We start from the raw sequence: 15,165 nt of genomic DNA, 5'->3' as shown, positions 1-15,165 counted from the left end.
CTTTCGCGTTTTCCGACCCGGCCCGGGTACTACGGCAGCGGCAGCGCCTGCGACTCAGGGAAGACGACCGGCAAGGCGGTCAGCGCTCGATGGAACGGTCCGGGACGCCAGGTCAGCTCGTCGACCGGCACCGCGAGACGTAGCTCCGGCAGCGCGTCCAGCAGTTGATCGATCGCGTCCTGAGCGATCAGATAAGCCAGCGAGTTCGCCGGACACGCGTGCGGCCCGCCGCCGAACGCGAGATGGGCGCGGTTGCCCGCGTAGCGTTCGGCGCGGATCGCCGGATCGGTGTTGCAGGCGGCCATGCTGATCACGACCGGCTGATGGGCAGGCAACCAGACGTCGTCGATCAGGATCGGCTGCTTCGGGAAGCTGAAGCAGAAATTCGCCATCGGCGGGTCGTTGAACAGCACCTCGTCGAGCGCGTCCCGGGTCGACAGACTGCCACCGAGCACGCTGCCGCCGAACCGCTCGTCGGTGAGAATCAGCAGCAGGGTGTTGACGATCAGATTCTGCTGCGGCTCGATGCCCGCGCCGTAGAGCGTGCCCAGCTGGTGGACCATCTCGGTGTCGTTCAGCCCGGATGGGTGCCGAAGCATGCGCGTGGTGATGTCGTCGCCTGGATCGGCCCGCTTCAGTACCGTCAACTCGGCCAGCGAATCGGTCAGCATCTTGTTCCCGCGTTCCGCGTCGATGCCCTCGAAGATCGCGGCCATACCGGTCGCGGCGCGCTGCGCGATCTCGGCCGGGCAACCCAGCATGGCGTTCAGCACCGCGAAAGCGAGCGGAAAAGCGTACTGGCGCACGATATCCGCTGACCCGTCCGCGCAGAACGAGTTGATCAACGGTGTCGCCAGCTGCGCCACGGTGTCGTGCAAGCCGTACAGGTCGACCTTGGCCAGACCCGCGACGTTGGCCTGCCGATAGCGGGCATGCTCGGCTCCGGCGTTGCGCAACGCGTTCGGCCGCCACTGCATCATCGGCAGCACCGGGCAGTCGGCGGCGATGTCCTGCTGCCACGTGCGGGGGTCGGCCGGAAAGTGCTCCGGATCGTTCAAGATCCGCACGGCGGTGTGATACCCGAGCACCAAGGTGGCAGGCACACCCGGGGCCAATTCCACCGGCGCCAGCGATCCGTAACGCTCCCGCATCTCGCGATAGGCGCTGTGCGGGTCCGCGGCGAATTCCGCGGCGAACAAAGGAATCCGCGGGCCGTCGGTGTCGATCGGCGAACCGTGCGGTGCGCGGCTGTGTGCGGAGGGCGGGGACGTCGTCATCGAGGAGGCTCCAGGCGATCGGGCAGCAAGATTCGTGAGCCTAAGCAGCTCGCGCGCCCTCCGCACCGGAAACGACTCGAGATGACCCCTCACTGCAAGTTGCTATAGAATTGCCCCGATATTCGACGCGTTGACCTGATCGAAGGCGAATCGCACCCGCTGTGTCGAGTGCGCCGGTCGAGCGCAGTAGCACGGCGGCCGTGCGCGAAACTGCAACCCGAGGACGGCACGCCATGACAGACGTCGACTTTTGCGTAATCGGCGGGGGATTCGCGGGATTGACGGCCGCGCTGCGGCTGAAACAGATGGGTCGGTCGGTGGCGCTGCTGGAAGCCAGGGACCGGCTCGGCGGCCGCACCTTCACCCAGGTACGCGACGACGGGTCGTGGATCGATCGCGGCGGCGCCTGGATCGGGCCGGGACAGGACCGCATCCAAGCGCTGATGACCGAGTTCGGCGTACCGAGCTACAAGCAGTACACCGACGGCGAGGCCATGATGGTCGTCGACGGCAAGCAGCACCGCTACACAGGCACGATCCCGTGGACGATGAGCCCGTGGGCGTCGATGAACCTCGGCGCGGTATTCCTCGAGCTGGGACATATGTGCAAGTCGGTTCCGCTGGAAGCGCCGTGGGCGGCGAAGAAAGCCGACAAATGGGATCAGGTAAGCCTGGCGCACTGGCTGGAAGCCAATGTCCTTTCCAAGCCCGCGCACGATCTGCTCGAGACCGCCATCGCGGGCTGCTACACCTCGGCGGCTTCGGAGGTCTCGTTGCTGTTCGTCCTGTACCAGATGGCCTCGGGTGGCGGGCCGAGCTTCGTCCTCGGCGTCAAAGACGCGGCGCAGGACGCGCGGCCGGTCGGCGGCATGGGCGCGATCTACCGTCCGATGGCGGCCGAGCTCGGCGATGCGATCCACCTCTCGCAGCCGGTCCGCTGCATCCATCAGGACGACTCGGGGGTGACCGTCCGCGCGACCGACCTCCGGCTGCGCGCGCGCCGGGCGATCGTCACCGTTCCCCTCGCGATCGCCGGCCAGATCTCGTACCGGCCGTTGCTGCCCGCCGATCGCATGTTCCTGCATCAGCGGATGCCGAGCGGTTCGATCATCAAGGTCTCCGTGGTGTACGACGAGCCGTTCTGGCGCGGTGACGGGCTGTCGGGACAGTCCGCCGCGCCGGGTTCGCCCGCGACGATCACCATCGATGCGTGCACGGACACCGGGCGGCCCGGAGTCCTGTGCGTCATCACCGAGGGACCGATCGCGCGGCAGCTGGCCCGACTCGACGACGCGGAGCGCCGCAGCGCGATCCTCGACGCACTCGTCGAGCGATTCGGCCGGCAGGCCGGCTCACCCGTCGACTACATCGAGCAGGACTGGAGCGCCGAGCGCTATTCCGGCGGCGGGATGCTCAGCCACGCGCCCACCGGTGTGCTCACCCAATTCGGCCACGCTCTGCGCGAGCCGTGTGGCCGCGTCCACTGGGCTGGCACCGAGAGTTCGGCGGTCATGTGCGGCTGGATCGACGGGGCCATTCGCTCGGGCGAACGCGCGGCCAGCGAAGTGCTGGAGCACGAGACCGCCGTGGTGGGCTGACCTATGCGCACCGAGGGAGACGTATGGGACATCGTCAGCAGTGTCGGACTCACCGCATTGGGCGTCGCGACGTTCCGGGCGCTGGAGACATCCGCTCCCGATCCGTTGATCCGGGACGATTACGCGCCCCTGTTCGTCGCGGCCTCGGGCCATCGACATTTCAACGGACTGTTGGCGGACCCTTCCCAACTGGACGACATCCCGCTGGTACCCGGGTTCATGGGCTTCCGCACGAAGTTCTTCGACGACTTCTTCTCGTCGGCCGCGGCGCGGGGCGTTCGGCAAGCCGTCATCGTCGCCGCCGGATTGGACGCGCGGGCATACCGCCTCGACTGGCCCGCGGGTACCACGGTGTTCGAGATCGACCAGCCCAAAGTTCTGGAATTCAAGGAGAAAGTCCTCACCGAGAACGGGGCGCGACCGAAGGCGGATCGGCGCCCGGTCGCCGTCGACCTGCGCGACGACTGGCCTGCCGCGCTGCGCAGCGCGGGTTTCGAACCCGGCGAACCGACCTCGTGGTCCGCCGAGGGCCTGCTGCCCTATCTACCCGGGGCCGCGCAGGACAAGCTCTTCGAGCACATCGGCGGCTGGTCCGCCCCTGGCAGCGAGCTGGCCGTGGAGAGCTTCGTGGCGGGAACCGACGTCAAACGCTTCGCGAACATCGAGAAGAAGTATTTCGACCGCTGCAACCCGTTCGGCGACATCGACCCGGCCGAGTTGTTCTACGACGACGAGCGAGCCGATCCCGCCCGGTGGCTGGCCGGACACGGCTGGTCGGTGCGCAGCGAGAGTCCGAGCGAACTCGCCGCGTCCTACGGGCGATCGGTCCCGGATCTGCCCGAGGAGCTCGACGAGCTGTGGCGGCAACCAAGGCTTCTGACCGCCGTGCGGTAGGCGCTACATCTTGGCGCTGCGGGCCATGACGAAGCTGTAGAGCCCGTAGGTGATGATGCCGAGGCCGGCGATCAGGAGCAGAACCACACCGAAGGGCTGCGCGCCGAGCGTCTTGATGGCTCCGTCCAGTCCTGCGGACTTGTTCGGGTCGGATTCGGTCGCGGCGAGGATCACCAGCAACCCGACCGCGGCGACGGCCAGCCCCTTCGCGATGTAACCCACCGTGCCGAGTCGCCGCACGAATGCGCTCGGAGTCCCGCGCAGGTCGTCGAGAAAGCTCTGGGTGGCGCCTTTGTACACGTGGTAACCGCCGACCGCGATGATGACCAGCCCACCCACGACGAGCGCGATCGTTCCCGCAGTGTGCTGCATCAGGCGTGCCGTGAGCCCCACACTCTGACTGCTGGTCGACTTCCCGCTGCCGCGGGCGAATCGGAACGCGGTGACGGCCAGTCCAAGGTAGACCGCGAACAGGGAGAAGGCTTTGACACGGTCGAACACTCCTGGCTGATCGCCGCCGGCCCCCTGCTCGGACGCGCTGCCGAAGACCGACTCCGCCAGCCGCCACAGCGCCATGACCACGAACGCGGCCGCAGCCGCCCAGAGGGTGAGCCCACCGCCCGGTTTATCGGCCAGTTCGGCCATCGCCCCGGATTGGTCGGCGTTCCCCCCGCCGCCGAACGCCAGCCGGATGGCGATGTAGCCGATCAGCAGATGCACAAGACCGGACATGACGTAGCCCGCGCGGGCGAACCGCGCGAACACGCTGTTCTGGGCGATACGACCGGCGGTGCCGGAAAGACCGGTGTGGGTCATGCTGCTCCTCCGTCCAGATACCACGACGAAAACCGCCGCAGGACACCGACCGGATACCCAAGTAGGTCGAGAAAGCACCTATCCGTCTCCGCCGTCTCCCGTAAGGCCGGTTGGCTCGCGCACACCTCGGGCACCCTCGTTCGATTCGGTGCCACCGGTCCCGCAGACCCGGTAGGCGCCGCTCAGAACTCCGCGGAGAGGTTTTCCGCGCACGTGGCGAGCAACGTGCTCAGTGTTCGTTCGGCCGCGGCGCCCAGGCTACCCAGCATCTGCAGTTCGACCGCCGTGACCACCTCCTCCGCCGCGCGCAGCCGCGCCCGGCCCTCAGGGGTTCAACACCTTCACCGTCGAACCGGCTCGCCAGCGCGAACTGATCGAGTTGCTCGTCCGGGCCACCGAGGAGGTGATGCGCCAGCCCTGGGATCATCGCGGCCAATATCCACGCCGGGATCGGTGGCGCCCGCATCGCCGATTACGCCCAGTGGCAGAGCGTCGAGGCGTTGCTCGCCGACCCCGAATGCCAGCACCACATGAAGGCCGCCGCCGCGATCGCCACCTTCGATCAGGTCCTCTACACCGTCGCCTCGGTGCACAACGAATGATGTCGTCGAGTGCAGAACTCCAATCAGCGGGCGACCACGTCCTCGCCGAGGAATCCACCCGACTGGTGCCGCCACAGCTGAGCGTAGGTTCCTCGCGCGCACAACAGCTCCTCGTGCGTCCCCTCCTCGACGACTCGCCCGTGGTCGAGCACCACCAGCCGATCCATCCCGGCCACCGTGCTCAGCCGATGCGCCACGACCAGCGCCGTTCGCCCCTCCATCAACCTCCAGAGCGCTTGCTGCACAAGTAATTCGCTCTCCGAGTCGAGGGCGCTGGTGGCCTCGTCCAGGAGCAGGATGGGCGCGTCCCGCAGGATGGCGCGCGCCAGTGCGACCCGCTGGCGCTGGCCGCCGGACAGTTTCACGCCGCGCTCGCCGATCAGCGTTTCCATACCCTGCGGCAGCATGTCCGCGAACTCGGTGACGTGCGCGGCCTCGGCGGCCCGAAGGATCTCCTCGTCCGTGGCCTCCGGGCGCGCGAACCGGATGTTCTCGCTCATGGTGCGGTGGAACATGGCCGGATCCTGCGGCACATAGGCGATCAGACTGCGTAGATCCGCCTGCCGCAGCCGGGCGATGTCCTGCCCGCCGATACGTATCGTTCCGGATTGGACATCCATCAACCGCAGCAGCAGTTGGGTGATGGTGGTCTTTCCACCGCCGGATCGTCCGACCAGGCCCACCTTGGCGCCGCTGGGTACGTGCAGATCCAATCCGCGGAACAGCTGCCGAGCACCCTCGTGCGTGAAGTCCACCGCTTCGAAGCGCACGTCGAAGCCCGCGGGCCGCAGTGGTTCCGGGTGTTCGGCATCGAGCACCTTCGGCTCGTCGAGCAGCAGTTCGGTGAATTGCGCCGCCTCGGTGAGCACGGTCTCCAACCGCCGGTAGATCTGGTTGAACCGGAACATGATGCCGGTGGCGTTGAAGTAGTAGGTGAATGCCACCACGATGGCCTCCACCCCCGCGTTCGCGCCGCTGAGGCGCAGCGCGATCAACAGGCCCGTCACATTGGTGAGCACCAACAGCGGCGCCACCAGCGTATCTATCCGCAGGTTGGCGTAATCCCAGGAGCGCAACGACTTTCGCCGCGACGAGGCGACTCGCCGCCGATGCTCGGCCGCCTCCTGCGGTTCGGCGGCGAAGGCGCGCACCACCTGCATATTGGCCAGGCTGTCGGCCACATGCCCGGAAACCTGCGCGATGGCGGCCTCCCGGTCGTCGACAAGCTTCTGGCGGCGCCGGATCAAGGGCATGATCACCAGCGCGGTCACCACGATCATCCCCACCAGCACAACGACCAGCACCGGGTTGTAGCGCCACAACACCACCGAGGCGAACATCAGCGGCACCAGTGCCGCCAGGATCTCGAAGGCGAGGGTGTCCACGAACTGCTCGAATCGAGACGCGAAGCTGAGTGAGCGCTTCGTCAGCGAACCGGCGAAGTTGTTGTGGAAGAACGCCGCATCCTTGGCGAGCAACTCGTCCATGGCGAGCACGTACAGGCGCTCGATGCCGTAGGCATCCACTCGGTTCAGATAGTGGATCCCGATGCGCCACAGTAGTTCCGCGAGCAGCAGGGTGCCGCCGAAGGCGAGAATGTACCAGGCCAGAGACCCGAAACTCGCATCCCCGGTGACCGCGACCCGACCGACCACCATGGCGACGATCAGCGGTGCGACATACAGATTGCAGACATTGCCGAGCGCAGGCGCCAACAGCGCCGGAATCGTCATGGCCTTGCGCGAGGCCATCTCCCGCCCATAGAAACGCAGGACCAGCTCGACCGCCGTCGCACGTGAACTCATGCTCCCCCTCGTCTGGAATCGAACGAGCGACGCAGGTGAGCAAGTATCCCGCGTCCGGGCGGGCCACGGCCAGCGAATATTCGCCGACCGCGATCCGGGTCGCCCCTCGCTCGGGCACAACAAGGTTTCCCGTCATGAGCGAGTCCGAATGGTGGGCCGCCGAGAGCCGCGCTGCCTGCGTTCCCACGCGGATCGAGCCAAGACCACGGCGCCGCGAACGAGAATCCATCGCGGACCACAGCACAAACTCGTCACAGGTCGATAGCGGACGTCGTTTCGCTGGAGAGACGAGAACGGCAGGACATCGCGTGAGAGGAGTCGAGGCGCAACGAGTCGATCAGGCGCGCAGCGATTTCTTTGTCCAGCGGGGTTCGGGTCACCGCCAGCCGGTACCACAGCACACCGTATATCTGATCGGTGAGTAATTCCAGGTCGGCGTCCGAGGGTAGTTCGCCCCGGGCGACACCTCTGTTGAGAATGCAAGACAGCACAGCGCGGCGGTCATCGGCGAAATCCGCGAGCAGTGCAGTCGTTGTCGGGTCGGTTTGAGCTTCGGCGAGCACGGTGCGCAGCAGAGCGGTCGTCGACGGCGTCGCCACACCGATGAAGGTGGCGGTTAGGAAAACCAGCAGGTCCCCGCGCAACGTGCCGGTGTCAGGATCCGGCGCACTGTTGTTGGCCCACTCCCTCATCGCCTCCAGCAGTACCGCACCCTTGGACGGCCACCACCGGTAAATCGTCTGCTTGCTCACCCCTGCCCGCAACGCGATATCAGCGACGCTCACCGCAGTGCCACCGGAGCGAGCCAGCAGGTCAGCCGCCGCATCGAGGATGGCGCGACGCGCGGCATCATTCCGGCGGCGCCCGGTGTGCGGGCGTGGTTTCGTCACGAAATCAGCCTAGCGTTGACAGAACTGACAACGAGGGACCAGGATTGTCGAGACCATTGGTACCTATAAAGGCGGGCAAGTAGATGACCTCGACGACCTCGAAGCAGCGCCAGGTGAACTGGTATCACCGGCATATCGCCAACCCCTTGATGCGCCGTGTGGTGGGACACCTACCCGGTCAGGCGTTACTGGAGACAACAGGACGCCGCACCGGCCTGCCGCGGCGGACGCCGGTAGGAGGTCGCGTTGTCGATGGCTCGTTTTGGATGGTCAGCAACCACGGGTTCACTTCGGCTTATGTCCGTAATATCGAGGCGAATCCCCGCGTGCGGCTACAGATCCGCTCGCGCTGGTACGCGGGCACCGCACACTTACTGCCCCATGACGACGCGCACGCGCGCCTGCGCCGACTTCCACGCTTCAACAGCTGGAATGTGCGCATGCTCGGAACCAACTTGCTCACTGTTCGCATTGATCTCGACCGATAGTGAACAACCGCTCGGTGGTGATCGCGGAGCGACGCCCACGCATAATGCCGCCGACCCCCGGCCGGCCGCATGAGGCGCGCGCTTTGGCCGCGGCCCAGATTACGTTAGGCGCGTCAGGCGGCATGCCAGAGTCGACACGGCCCATAGACCATCCCCTGGCCACCGAACCCATCACCGCCGAGTAGGCGACCCGATCCGGCGCGAACAGTATGCGCTTTCGACGGCGGCCGGAACACTCCCTTCCGCAGCCGGTCCAGCTCACTGCACACCTTTCGCGCCCGTCGGCACCTCGCGCAAACTCAACACCGCACCCGCTGACGACTCACGGTCCCATCAATAGCATCCGCAATCTGTTGCTCGGCCGACTCCCGCCGAGCGTGGACCGACTCCTCGGGTGCGCCACACCCGCAGCAACACAGCCGACCAGTCGCTGACACGCGAAGGGGGAACGCAGCACGGCGATAAGGTCAGGACATGAGCTCCTCCAACGTGTCAAAGACCACGAATAACCTGCGCACTGTCGGCCGCGCAGCCATTCGCGCGAATATCGCGGATACGGCGATGACACTGTTCATCGAGCAAGGATTCGAGCAGACCACTGTCGAGCAGATCGCGAATCGAGCCGGCGTTTCCGCTCGTAGCGTGTTCCGCTACTTCGAGTCCAAGGAAGACATGGTCGTCGGCAACATGTACGAGATCGGCGAGACGCTCAGGGAAGCCCTGGAAGCGAGGCCGGAGGACCAGGAGCCTTGGGAGGCGTTGCGGCAATCGTTCCACACGCTGCTGGCGACTTACGCCGACAACCAGCCAGAGGCTCTGTCGCGCGCGCACCTACTCGACTCCACGCCGTCTCTGCAATCCGCGCGACGGCAGAAGCAAGCACAATGGCTGGAACTTTTGATACCGGGCGTGCAGGCGCGGCTGCCCGGACCGATCAACACCCGACAGCTTCGCGCAGCAGCAATCACCGCCTCCGCACTCGCTTGCTTGGACATCGCGATTCGGACCTGGGCGGAATCCGGCGGCACCACTGACATCGTGGCACTGCTCGATACCGCACTCGCGGCGGTCCGCACACCGGTCGCGCGCCCGAGGGCGCGGATGGCGAACCGGCCGTCTTGACTGTCACCAACTGACAGACTTGTCAGTCTATGACAGACCCGTTAGGGTGTGGGTTATCTCGACCGCGAAAGGCACCGCCATGACCGACGGACTAGTTGACATCCACGCCCACTTCTTCCCTCCAACGACAGCCGAGCAACGCGAAGGCCTCTGGAAAACGATGCGTGAACAGGGCTGTTTTCTGTCGCCGAGCCCCTTCCATTGGACAGTCGAAGGCACGCTCGACATCATGGATCGAACGGGTGTTTCGATGCAGTTGCTGAGTAATATCCCAAGGTCTCGCGAGGCGATCAGATCCTTCAACGACTATGGAGCCTCGCTGGTTGCCCAATACCCAGCTCGTTTCGGGCTGCTCGCAGCACTCCCCACAGATGATCCCGATGCCTGCCTTGCCGAGATCGACCGGGCGTACGGAGAACTGGGTGCCGATGGATTTGCCGTGTCCGGCGAATACAATGGCGTCTGGCTCGGCGACGGACGCTTGGCTCCTGTTTGGTCAGAACTGGACAGACGCGGCGCGACGGTTTTTGTTCATCCCAATCCATTTGCGCCGCCTACGCTCGGGCGTCCAAGCGCGCTCATCGATGTTGCTTTCGAGACGGCCCGAGCTGTGACCGATCTCCTCTATGCCGGCGTCTTGCGCAAACATACGAATGTGCGATTTATTCTTGCTCACTGTGGCGGCGCATTGCCTGCACTGGCAGGGAGGCTGCTCACCCTCGGGTCCGAAGAATGGGTTCCCAATCCCAATCACCTACGGTCGGACGAGATGCGCCTGCAACTCGCCGGACTGTATGTGGATACAGCAGCAAGCGGCATGCCGAATTCTCTTGCGGCGGCCCTCGAGATGACAACTCCGGACCACCTCGTCTATGGCTCCGACTGGGGCGCGCCTTGTACAAGCGAAACAACGATGTCAGCCACTCGACAACACCTCGCGCAAAGCCCGCTTCTTACCGAGCAGCATCGGGAAAAAATATGGCGTAACGCACTCGAACTACTACCCAGCGCTGCCAGACGCATCGATACGGCATCACAGGGGACGCTGACTCTGTAACCGTCTCCGGCCGACCGAGGGTCGGCTAACCAGCGACCGACGAGAACTAAAGATACCGCGCGGCGAGGCGTGCGCGCATTGCGCGAGTCGAGCAGCCTCAGCCGACCCGCGCCCGCCGAGGCCTCATCTACTGATCGGGCCCGAAGCAAAACTCGGATCGCGGCCGTTCAAGGTCAAATTAGCGCGCACCCGAACCCGCCATCCCAGAATCGAGCGAGACCGAGCATGTACACGGACATCGCGACAAGACAGCCGAGGGCTGGGAGCTGCGCCAACTCGATGACAGCGGGCGTCCAGGTGCACCGATACAACGCCGGTCCGAATAGGCACCACAGCAATATCCGGTTCAGGAACTGATCGGCGATCGGAATGCTCGAGAGCGTAATCAGCGGGTTCGGCGCGGTGCCCGCCGGGCGGTTCGACCTGGTGGTCGCCTTGGCGGTGGGCACCGGCGGCGTGTGGATGCGCACGCATGATCGTGGAATCCCCGCTCACCAGCCAGCCGAGTTGCGCGGCGGCGTCGGCGATCGCCTGGAGTTGTCGCAGCACTGCTGCCCACACCCCGGCACGGGTCCAGCGGCGGAACAGTGCATAGATCGCCTGCCAGGATCCGTACTGCGGCGGGATGTCACGCCACGGGCAGCCGACCCGGATCCCCCAGCGGATCCCGTCGAGCAGGCGGCGTCGGGTCCATCTCGAGGGCCTGCCAGGTCGTTTCGTGGTGGGTAGCAGCGGTTCCAGCCGTGCCCATTGGGCATCGGTCAGATCCGCTCGCGCGGTCACCGCTAGGGTGCTCCCGAGGTCTCCGGCCCGCCAAATAGTCTCGCACCTGCGGCGCTACTTCGAGACACGCTCTAGCGGCGGTGGCGCACCGGCAGCCAACGGGCATGATCGCGGAAGCCAGGGTTCACGACTCGTGGGTCTTCTCCTGTTTCGAGGATGTTCTTGACCGACTCGGCATTAGCCGCGAGCATCGCGCGGTAGGACTCCTCGGTAGCGCCGGCCGCGTGCGGCGTGACGAGAAGCTTGTCATTGCCCAACGCGATCAGCCCGAAGGGATCGTTCTGGTCGGAGGGCGCGGGCACGACGTAGTAGCCGTCCATGGCAGCGGCCGCGAGGCGACCGTCGAGCAACGCGGTTCGCAACGGCGCCGGATCTACGAGCTGCGCTTCGGAAGTGTTGATCAGAATCGCGCCGGGCTTGACGGCAGCGAGTTGTGCTGCGCCGATCATCCGGGCTGTCTGCGGGCCGTATGGAGCATGGAGACTGATGACATCGGACTCGGCGAGCAGCTCGGGTAGCTCGACCCGGCGAGCGGCGATGTCTCCTTCCAGTTCCCGTTTGGCTGTTCGACTCACGTAGACCACTCGCATCCCGAACCCGCCGACCGCTATCCGGGCAACGATGGTGCCGATGGTCCCCATTCCCACAATGCCCAGCGTCTTCCCATAAAGGTCGCGTGCCCGGGTCTCGGGCCATCGACCGGCCTTCGTTTCCATCGTCAGGTCTGTGATGCCGCGCCAGGCATCGAGCATGAGACCGATCGTGAATTCCGCGACCGCGCGTGCGTTGGCTCCGGGCGCGTTGGTCACCGCGATCCCCGCCGCGGTCGCTGCCGCGGTATCGATGTAGGCGTGATATCCGACACCCATGAACGCTATGACTTTGAGGTCGTCGGCAGTGGACAACGCGACAGCGGTCGCACGCTCTACACCACCGAGAATGTATGCGTCCTTGCCCAGCAGAGCGCGCGCCAATTCGACTTCGGACAGGTCGTGACGGCAGACTTCTACCTCGATATTCCGCTGACGAAGCCATTCGATCTCGGCTGCCTTCAATTCAGCCCCGGTGAGCAAGGCGCGATAACGGCTCGATCGACCGCGCACGGTCATGCACCCTTCGCGGCGAGCCGGACTGCGGTGTCTCGCAGCAACTGCGCACCCTCCGACATCAGTTGCGGATCGCGAGCCAAGGCGACGCGGACGAACTTTCTCCCGCGCTCCGGCTGATTCCAGAAGAAGTTCGTTCCGGGTAGCACGTGCACTCCCTCCCAGATCGCCTCATGGACGAAATTCTCACACTCGAGTCCCTCGGGGAGCCGGAGCCAGTCCACCGAGACGGGCGATCGCGATTCGGTGACGAATTCCAATCCCCCGTCCGCGAGAATCGAGCGGAGGATAGCCCGATTTTCCAGCACGGAAGGAAGGATGCTGTGTTCGATGCCATGCTTCGAACTGTCCTCGATGAATTCCGTCAGCACCCGGAGATGGAAAGGAGAGACACTCTGCAACAGATCGTCGTGCAGTCGGTACATATCTGCGTACATATCCGGACTGCATACCGTCAATCCGACTTTCATCTCGCTGGTGGACCAGGTCTTGCCCGTGTCTTCGAGCACAATATAGGAGACTCCTGATTCCTCCAGGACCTCGTACTGCGACCACCCGCTCGGCAGAGGTGAGAAGAATCGAAAAGACGAGTCCAGAACCAGGGTGCAACGACGGTCGACGCAACACTGCACCAACGTTCTGAACCCCGGTTCGGACAGCGTCCATCCGGTGGGGTTGTTCGGCGAGACCAGCCAGACCACCGCAGGATCGAGCCGAGCCATCGCCGCAGGCAGGTCTTCGACGGTGCAATCCTGTTCCAGCAGCGGCACGAGCTCGACATTCTCTCGGCGCAAGATCGAGGAGATATTGTCGAACACCGGCTCGATCAAGGCGACTCGCTTTCCCGCGCGAGCGCAGTAACTCACCACCATTGTTATCGCGGATGATGCGGAATACGACAGCATATATCTGGATGCATCCTGATGCATCGGCTCGCCCGCCAGGCGCAGAAAGGCGGTGAGGAACGCCTCTTCCAGCTCGGACTGCGATTGATCTCGCGCCTCGTGGAAGAGATCTGGAAATCGTTCGACAATTTCGATCTGGGAGGGCGTCAGCGGTTGACGGCAATGCGCATCCGATAGGTTTACGGCGCGATCGAGACTACGCCTCTCGTAGGTGGTGCTGGTTGTGCGCCCGAGCGGATTCGGATGATTCGAACTGTGCGTACGGATAAGTGTCACGGTTGGTCGACCTCCGAAATACTAGTTGCATGCTGATGCGATAGCCGGGCAGCCACAGCAGTTGACGAAACCGCGGAGTTCAAGCGGGTGGCCGGCTCCACGGTGAACCTTTTCGCTGAGGAGATGAAGGAGTTTCGGTCCAAGGCGTCGGGAATTGTCGCATTCCGGTTCGACCCGGGTCGGCAGCCTCGGAATCTATTGACGATACGGCTGAGGATTCGGTTCCGTTGCGCTGTCCGGTAACCGGCTGCTTCACCTTCTTCTCGAAGGCGTAAATTCCGCCGAGTCGGACGTCGAGTGAACCATCGGTATTTCGAGCAAGGGTGATCTGCGCGATATCCAGTATCCGCCTGGTCGCGGTGACGATGAATGCTCGATTCACTGGGCCGGACGCCCCGGGAATGGGGCCGGCGCGAGCCGCGATTCGGCCCAGCCCGATTCCGGCGCCGATACCGATCGTGGCTGCGGCCAGGATGCCTCCTGACGAACCGGCGAAGTCGACGGACTGACTCGCCCCGATACTTCCCATGGCTACGCCGACCCACATCAGACTGAAATGAAAGCCGAGGGCCTCTCCGAGTGCGTCCTCAGAAGCAGCAGCACTCATCCGATCGGTACAGGCCGGGAAAACGGCACCGGCCAGCACGCCGACCGCGAAAACGGCTATGGCCAGCGAAACCGGCCCGACCGCGAGGGCGCAGAGCGACACGCCGATTCCGAGTCCGACCAGCAGAACGTACGGCGAGATGGTTCTGGAGATCGCGCCGTACCCGTACCCACCGGCCACCGCACCGGCTGCGCCGATGGCCAGCACCAGTCCGATCGCATGCTTGGCATGGAAGTCGTGCATGGCCGTGATGACACTCAGTTCCTCCGCACACAGGACGGCGGCGGCCGCGGCGTATCCGACACATGCCGTCACGAAGCCGGTCTGCAACCAGGATCGCCGTGGGACCCGCCGTGACACTTCGCTCGTCTCGGTTCGCAGCGGTGGGTTCTGTCTCAGCAACAGGACACCGCAACCCACGGCCACCAACCGGACCACGAGCAGCACCATCGCCGTGTCCCAGATATTCATCACCGCGACGCCCAGCGGCGGCCCGACCAACAGCGACACGTCCGCGGTCACCTCGTACGCGGCGAGCGCCGGCCTCCGCTCGCGTTCGGTCGTTGCGACCGTAATGGCCTGTTTCGCGACATTGATGACCGGTATTTCGAACCATCCCGCCAACGCCGCGAGCAACAGCAACACGGGAAACGGAGCGAATGGCGCGATGAGCCAGCAGATCCCGTTTACCAGGATCGATGGAGCCATGGTGGGGCGCAAGCCCAATCGATCGAGACGCGGGCCGCGCCGCAGCTCGGTTCCGGCCATGCACAGGTAGACCACAGTGCTCAACAAACCCGCAGCACCGTAGGAAAGGTGCAACGTGTGCCGCACATGCATTACCAACAGTAGGGATTGGGAGTTGAGAACAGTCCGGAACAGCAGACTGATCAGCACCATATTGCATACTGTCCGATTTGCCAGAAGCTCTCGGTAGGC

Annotated in this window: 13 protein-coding genes; 5 read left to right on the top strand and 8 right to left on the bottom strand. The window is 64.7% G+C overall.

What is annotated here, in order from left to right; genetic code table 11:
* Positions 1-29 precede the first annotated feature (29 nt).
* The gene (locus tag ABZ824_RS01435; RefSeq protein WP_356961010.1) at positions 30-1,277 is read right to left on the bottom strand and encodes a cytochrome P450; all 1,248 of its coding nucleotides are present in this window, start codon (positions 1,275-1,277) and stop codon (positions 30-32) included.
* Between the two features lie 233 nt (positions 1,278-1,510).
* Between ABZ824_RS01435 and ABZ824_RS01430 the strand changes: the two genes are divergently transcribed.
* Together ABZ824_RS01430 and ABZ824_RS01425 are read left to right on the top strand one after the other, a co-directional pair.
* Entirely contained in the window at positions 1,511-2,875 is a 1,365-nt protein-coding gene (locus tag ABZ824_RS01430) for an FAD-dependent oxidoreductase (protein WP_356961008.1), read from the top strand.
* 3 nt (positions 2,876-2,878) lie between these two features.
* Positions 2,879-3,769 carry a class I SAM-dependent methyltransferase gene (locus tag ABZ824_RS01425; RefSeq protein ID WP_356961007.1) on the top strand — a complete coding sequence of 297 codons (891 nt, stop codon included), beginning with the start codon at positions 2,879-2,881 and terminating at the stop codon, positions 3,767-3,769.
* Positions 3,770-3,772: 3 nt separating this feature from the next.
* On the opposite strand, the gene ABZ824_RS01420 is transcribed toward ABZ824_RS01425, so the two are convergent.
* The 3 genes from ABZ824_RS01420 to ABZ824_RS01410 form a co-directional block, all read right to left on the bottom strand.
* Complete coding sequence (locus tag ABZ824_RS01420; protein ID WP_356961005.1) at positions 3,773-4,585, bottom strand: DUF1206 domain-containing protein; 813 nt, start codon at positions 4,583-4,585, stop codon at positions 3,773-3,775.
* 625 nt (positions 4,586-5,210) lie between these two features.
* The gene (locus tag ABZ824_RS01415) at positions 5,211-6,992 is read right to left on the bottom strand and encodes an ABC transporter ATP-binding protein (protein ID WP_356961003.1); all 1,782 of its coding nucleotides are present in this window, start codon (positions 6,990-6,992) and stop codon (positions 5,211-5,213) included.
* Between the two features lie 251 nt (positions 6,993-7,243).
* On the bottom strand, positions 7,244-7,882 hold the full coding sequence (locus ABZ824_RS01410) for a TetR/AcrR family transcriptional regulator (protein ID WP_356961002.1): 639 nt from the start codon (positions 7,880-7,882) through the stop codon (positions 7,244-7,246).
* Positions 7,883-7,965: 83 nt separating this feature from the next.
* On the opposite strand from ABZ824_RS01410, the gene ABZ824_RS01405 reads away from it, so the two are divergent.
* The 3 genes from ABZ824_RS01405 to ABZ824_RS01395 all read left to right on the top strand — a co-directional run bounded on the left by ABZ824_RS01405 (position 7,966) and on the right by ABZ824_RS01395 (position 10,549).
* Positions 7,966-8,370, top strand: a complete 405-nt coding sequence (locus ABZ824_RS01405; RefSeq protein ID WP_356961000.1) for a nitroreductase/quinone reductase family protein — start codon at positions 7,966-7,968, stop codon at positions 8,368-8,370.
* Positions 8,371-8,844: 474 nt separating this feature from the next.
* Complete coding sequence (locus ABZ824_RS01400) at positions 8,845-9,492, top strand: TetR family transcriptional regulator (protein WP_356960998.1); 648 nt, start codon at positions 8,845-8,847, stop codon at positions 9,490-9,492.
* Positions 9,493-9,571: 79 nt separating this feature from the next.
* Positions 9,572-10,549: an amidohydrolase family protein gene (locus ABZ824_RS01395; RefSeq protein WP_356960997.1), complete on the top strand. Its 978-nt coding sequence runs from the start codon at positions 9,572-9,574 to the stop codon at positions 10,547-10,549.
* Positions 10,550-10,672: 123 nt separating this feature from the next.
* Here the strand turns inward: ABZ824_RS01395 and ABZ824_RS01390 are convergent, their stop codons facing one another.
* From ABZ824_RS01390 to ABZ824_RS01375, 4 genes are all read right to left on the bottom strand, one after another.
* Positions 10,673-11,332, bottom strand: a complete 660-nt coding sequence (locus ABZ824_RS01390) for an IS5 family transposase (RefSeq protein WP_356960995.1) — start codon at positions 11,330-11,332, stop codon at positions 10,673-10,675.
* 71 nt (positions 11,333-11,403) lie between these two features.
* Entirely contained in the window at positions 11,404-12,441 is a 1,038-nt protein-coding gene (locus ABZ824_RS01385) for an NAD(P)-dependent oxidoreductase (protein WP_356960994.1), read from the bottom strand.
* A complete protein-coding gene (locus ABZ824_RS01380) occupies positions 12,438-13,619 on the bottom strand; it encodes a pyridoxal phosphate-dependent aminotransferase (protein ID WP_356960993.1) in 1,182 nt (393 codons plus the stop codon). The genes ABZ824_RS01385 and ABZ824_RS01380 overlap by 4 nt, the downstream gene beginning before the upstream one ends.
* Before the next feature lie 79 nt (positions 13,620-13,698).
* A complete protein-coding gene (locus ABZ824_RS01375) occupies positions 13,699-15,126 on the bottom strand; it encodes an MFS transporter (RefSeq protein ID WP_356960991.1) in 1,428 nt (475 codons plus the stop codon).
* Between the last annotated feature and the right edge of the window lie 39 nt (positions 15,127-15,165).

The organism is Nocardia sp. NPDC047038 (assembly GCF_040644075.1).
GTDB classification, from domain to species: Bacteria; Actinomycetota; Actinomycetes; order Mycobacteriales; family Mycobacteriaceae; genus Nocardia; species Nocardia sichangensis.
The sequence above is the reverse complement of the archived record's forward strand: the minus strand, read 5'-3'. Positions and strand labels throughout refer to the sequence as shown.

Coding starts and splice junctions, on each gene's coding strand:
- ABZ824_RS01435 (WP_356961010.1), bottom strand. CDS start 1,277: ATGACGACGTCCCCGCCCTCCGCACACAGCCGCGCACCGCACGGTTCG.
- ABZ824_RS01430 (WP_356961008.1), top strand. CDS start 1,511: ATGACAGACGTCGACTTTTGCGTAATCGGCGGGGGATTCGCGGGATTG.
- ABZ824_RS01425 (WP_356961007.1), top strand. CDS start 2,879: ATGCGCACCGAGGGAGACGTATGGGACATCGTCAGCAGTGTCGGACTC.
- ABZ824_RS01420 (WP_356961005.1), bottom strand. CDS start 4,585: ATGACCCACACCGGTCTTTCCGGCACCGCCGGTCGTATCGCCCAGAAC.
- ABZ824_RS01415 (WP_356961003.1), bottom strand. CDS start 6,992: ATGAGTTCACGTGCGACGGCGGTCGAGCTGGTCCTGCGTTTCTATGGG.
- ABZ824_RS01405 (WP_356961000.1), top strand. CDS start 7,966: ATGACCTCGACGACCTCGAAGCAGCGCCAGGTGAACTGGTATCACCGG.
- ABZ824_RS01400 (WP_356960998.1), top strand. CDS start 8,845: ATGAGCTCCTCCAACGTGTCAAAGACCACGAATAACCTGCGCACTGTC.
- ABZ824_RS01395 (WP_356960997.1), top strand. CDS start 9,572: ATGACCGACGGACTAGTTGACATCCACGCCCACTTCTTCCCTCCAACG.
- ABZ824_RS01385 (WP_356960994.1), bottom strand. CDS start 12,441: ATGACCGTGCGCGGTCGATCGAGCCGTTATCGCGCCTTGCTCACCGGG.
- ABZ824_RS01375 (WP_356960991.1), bottom strand. CDS start 15,126: ATGGTGCTGATCAGTCTGCTGTTCCGGACTGTTCTCAACTCCCAATCC.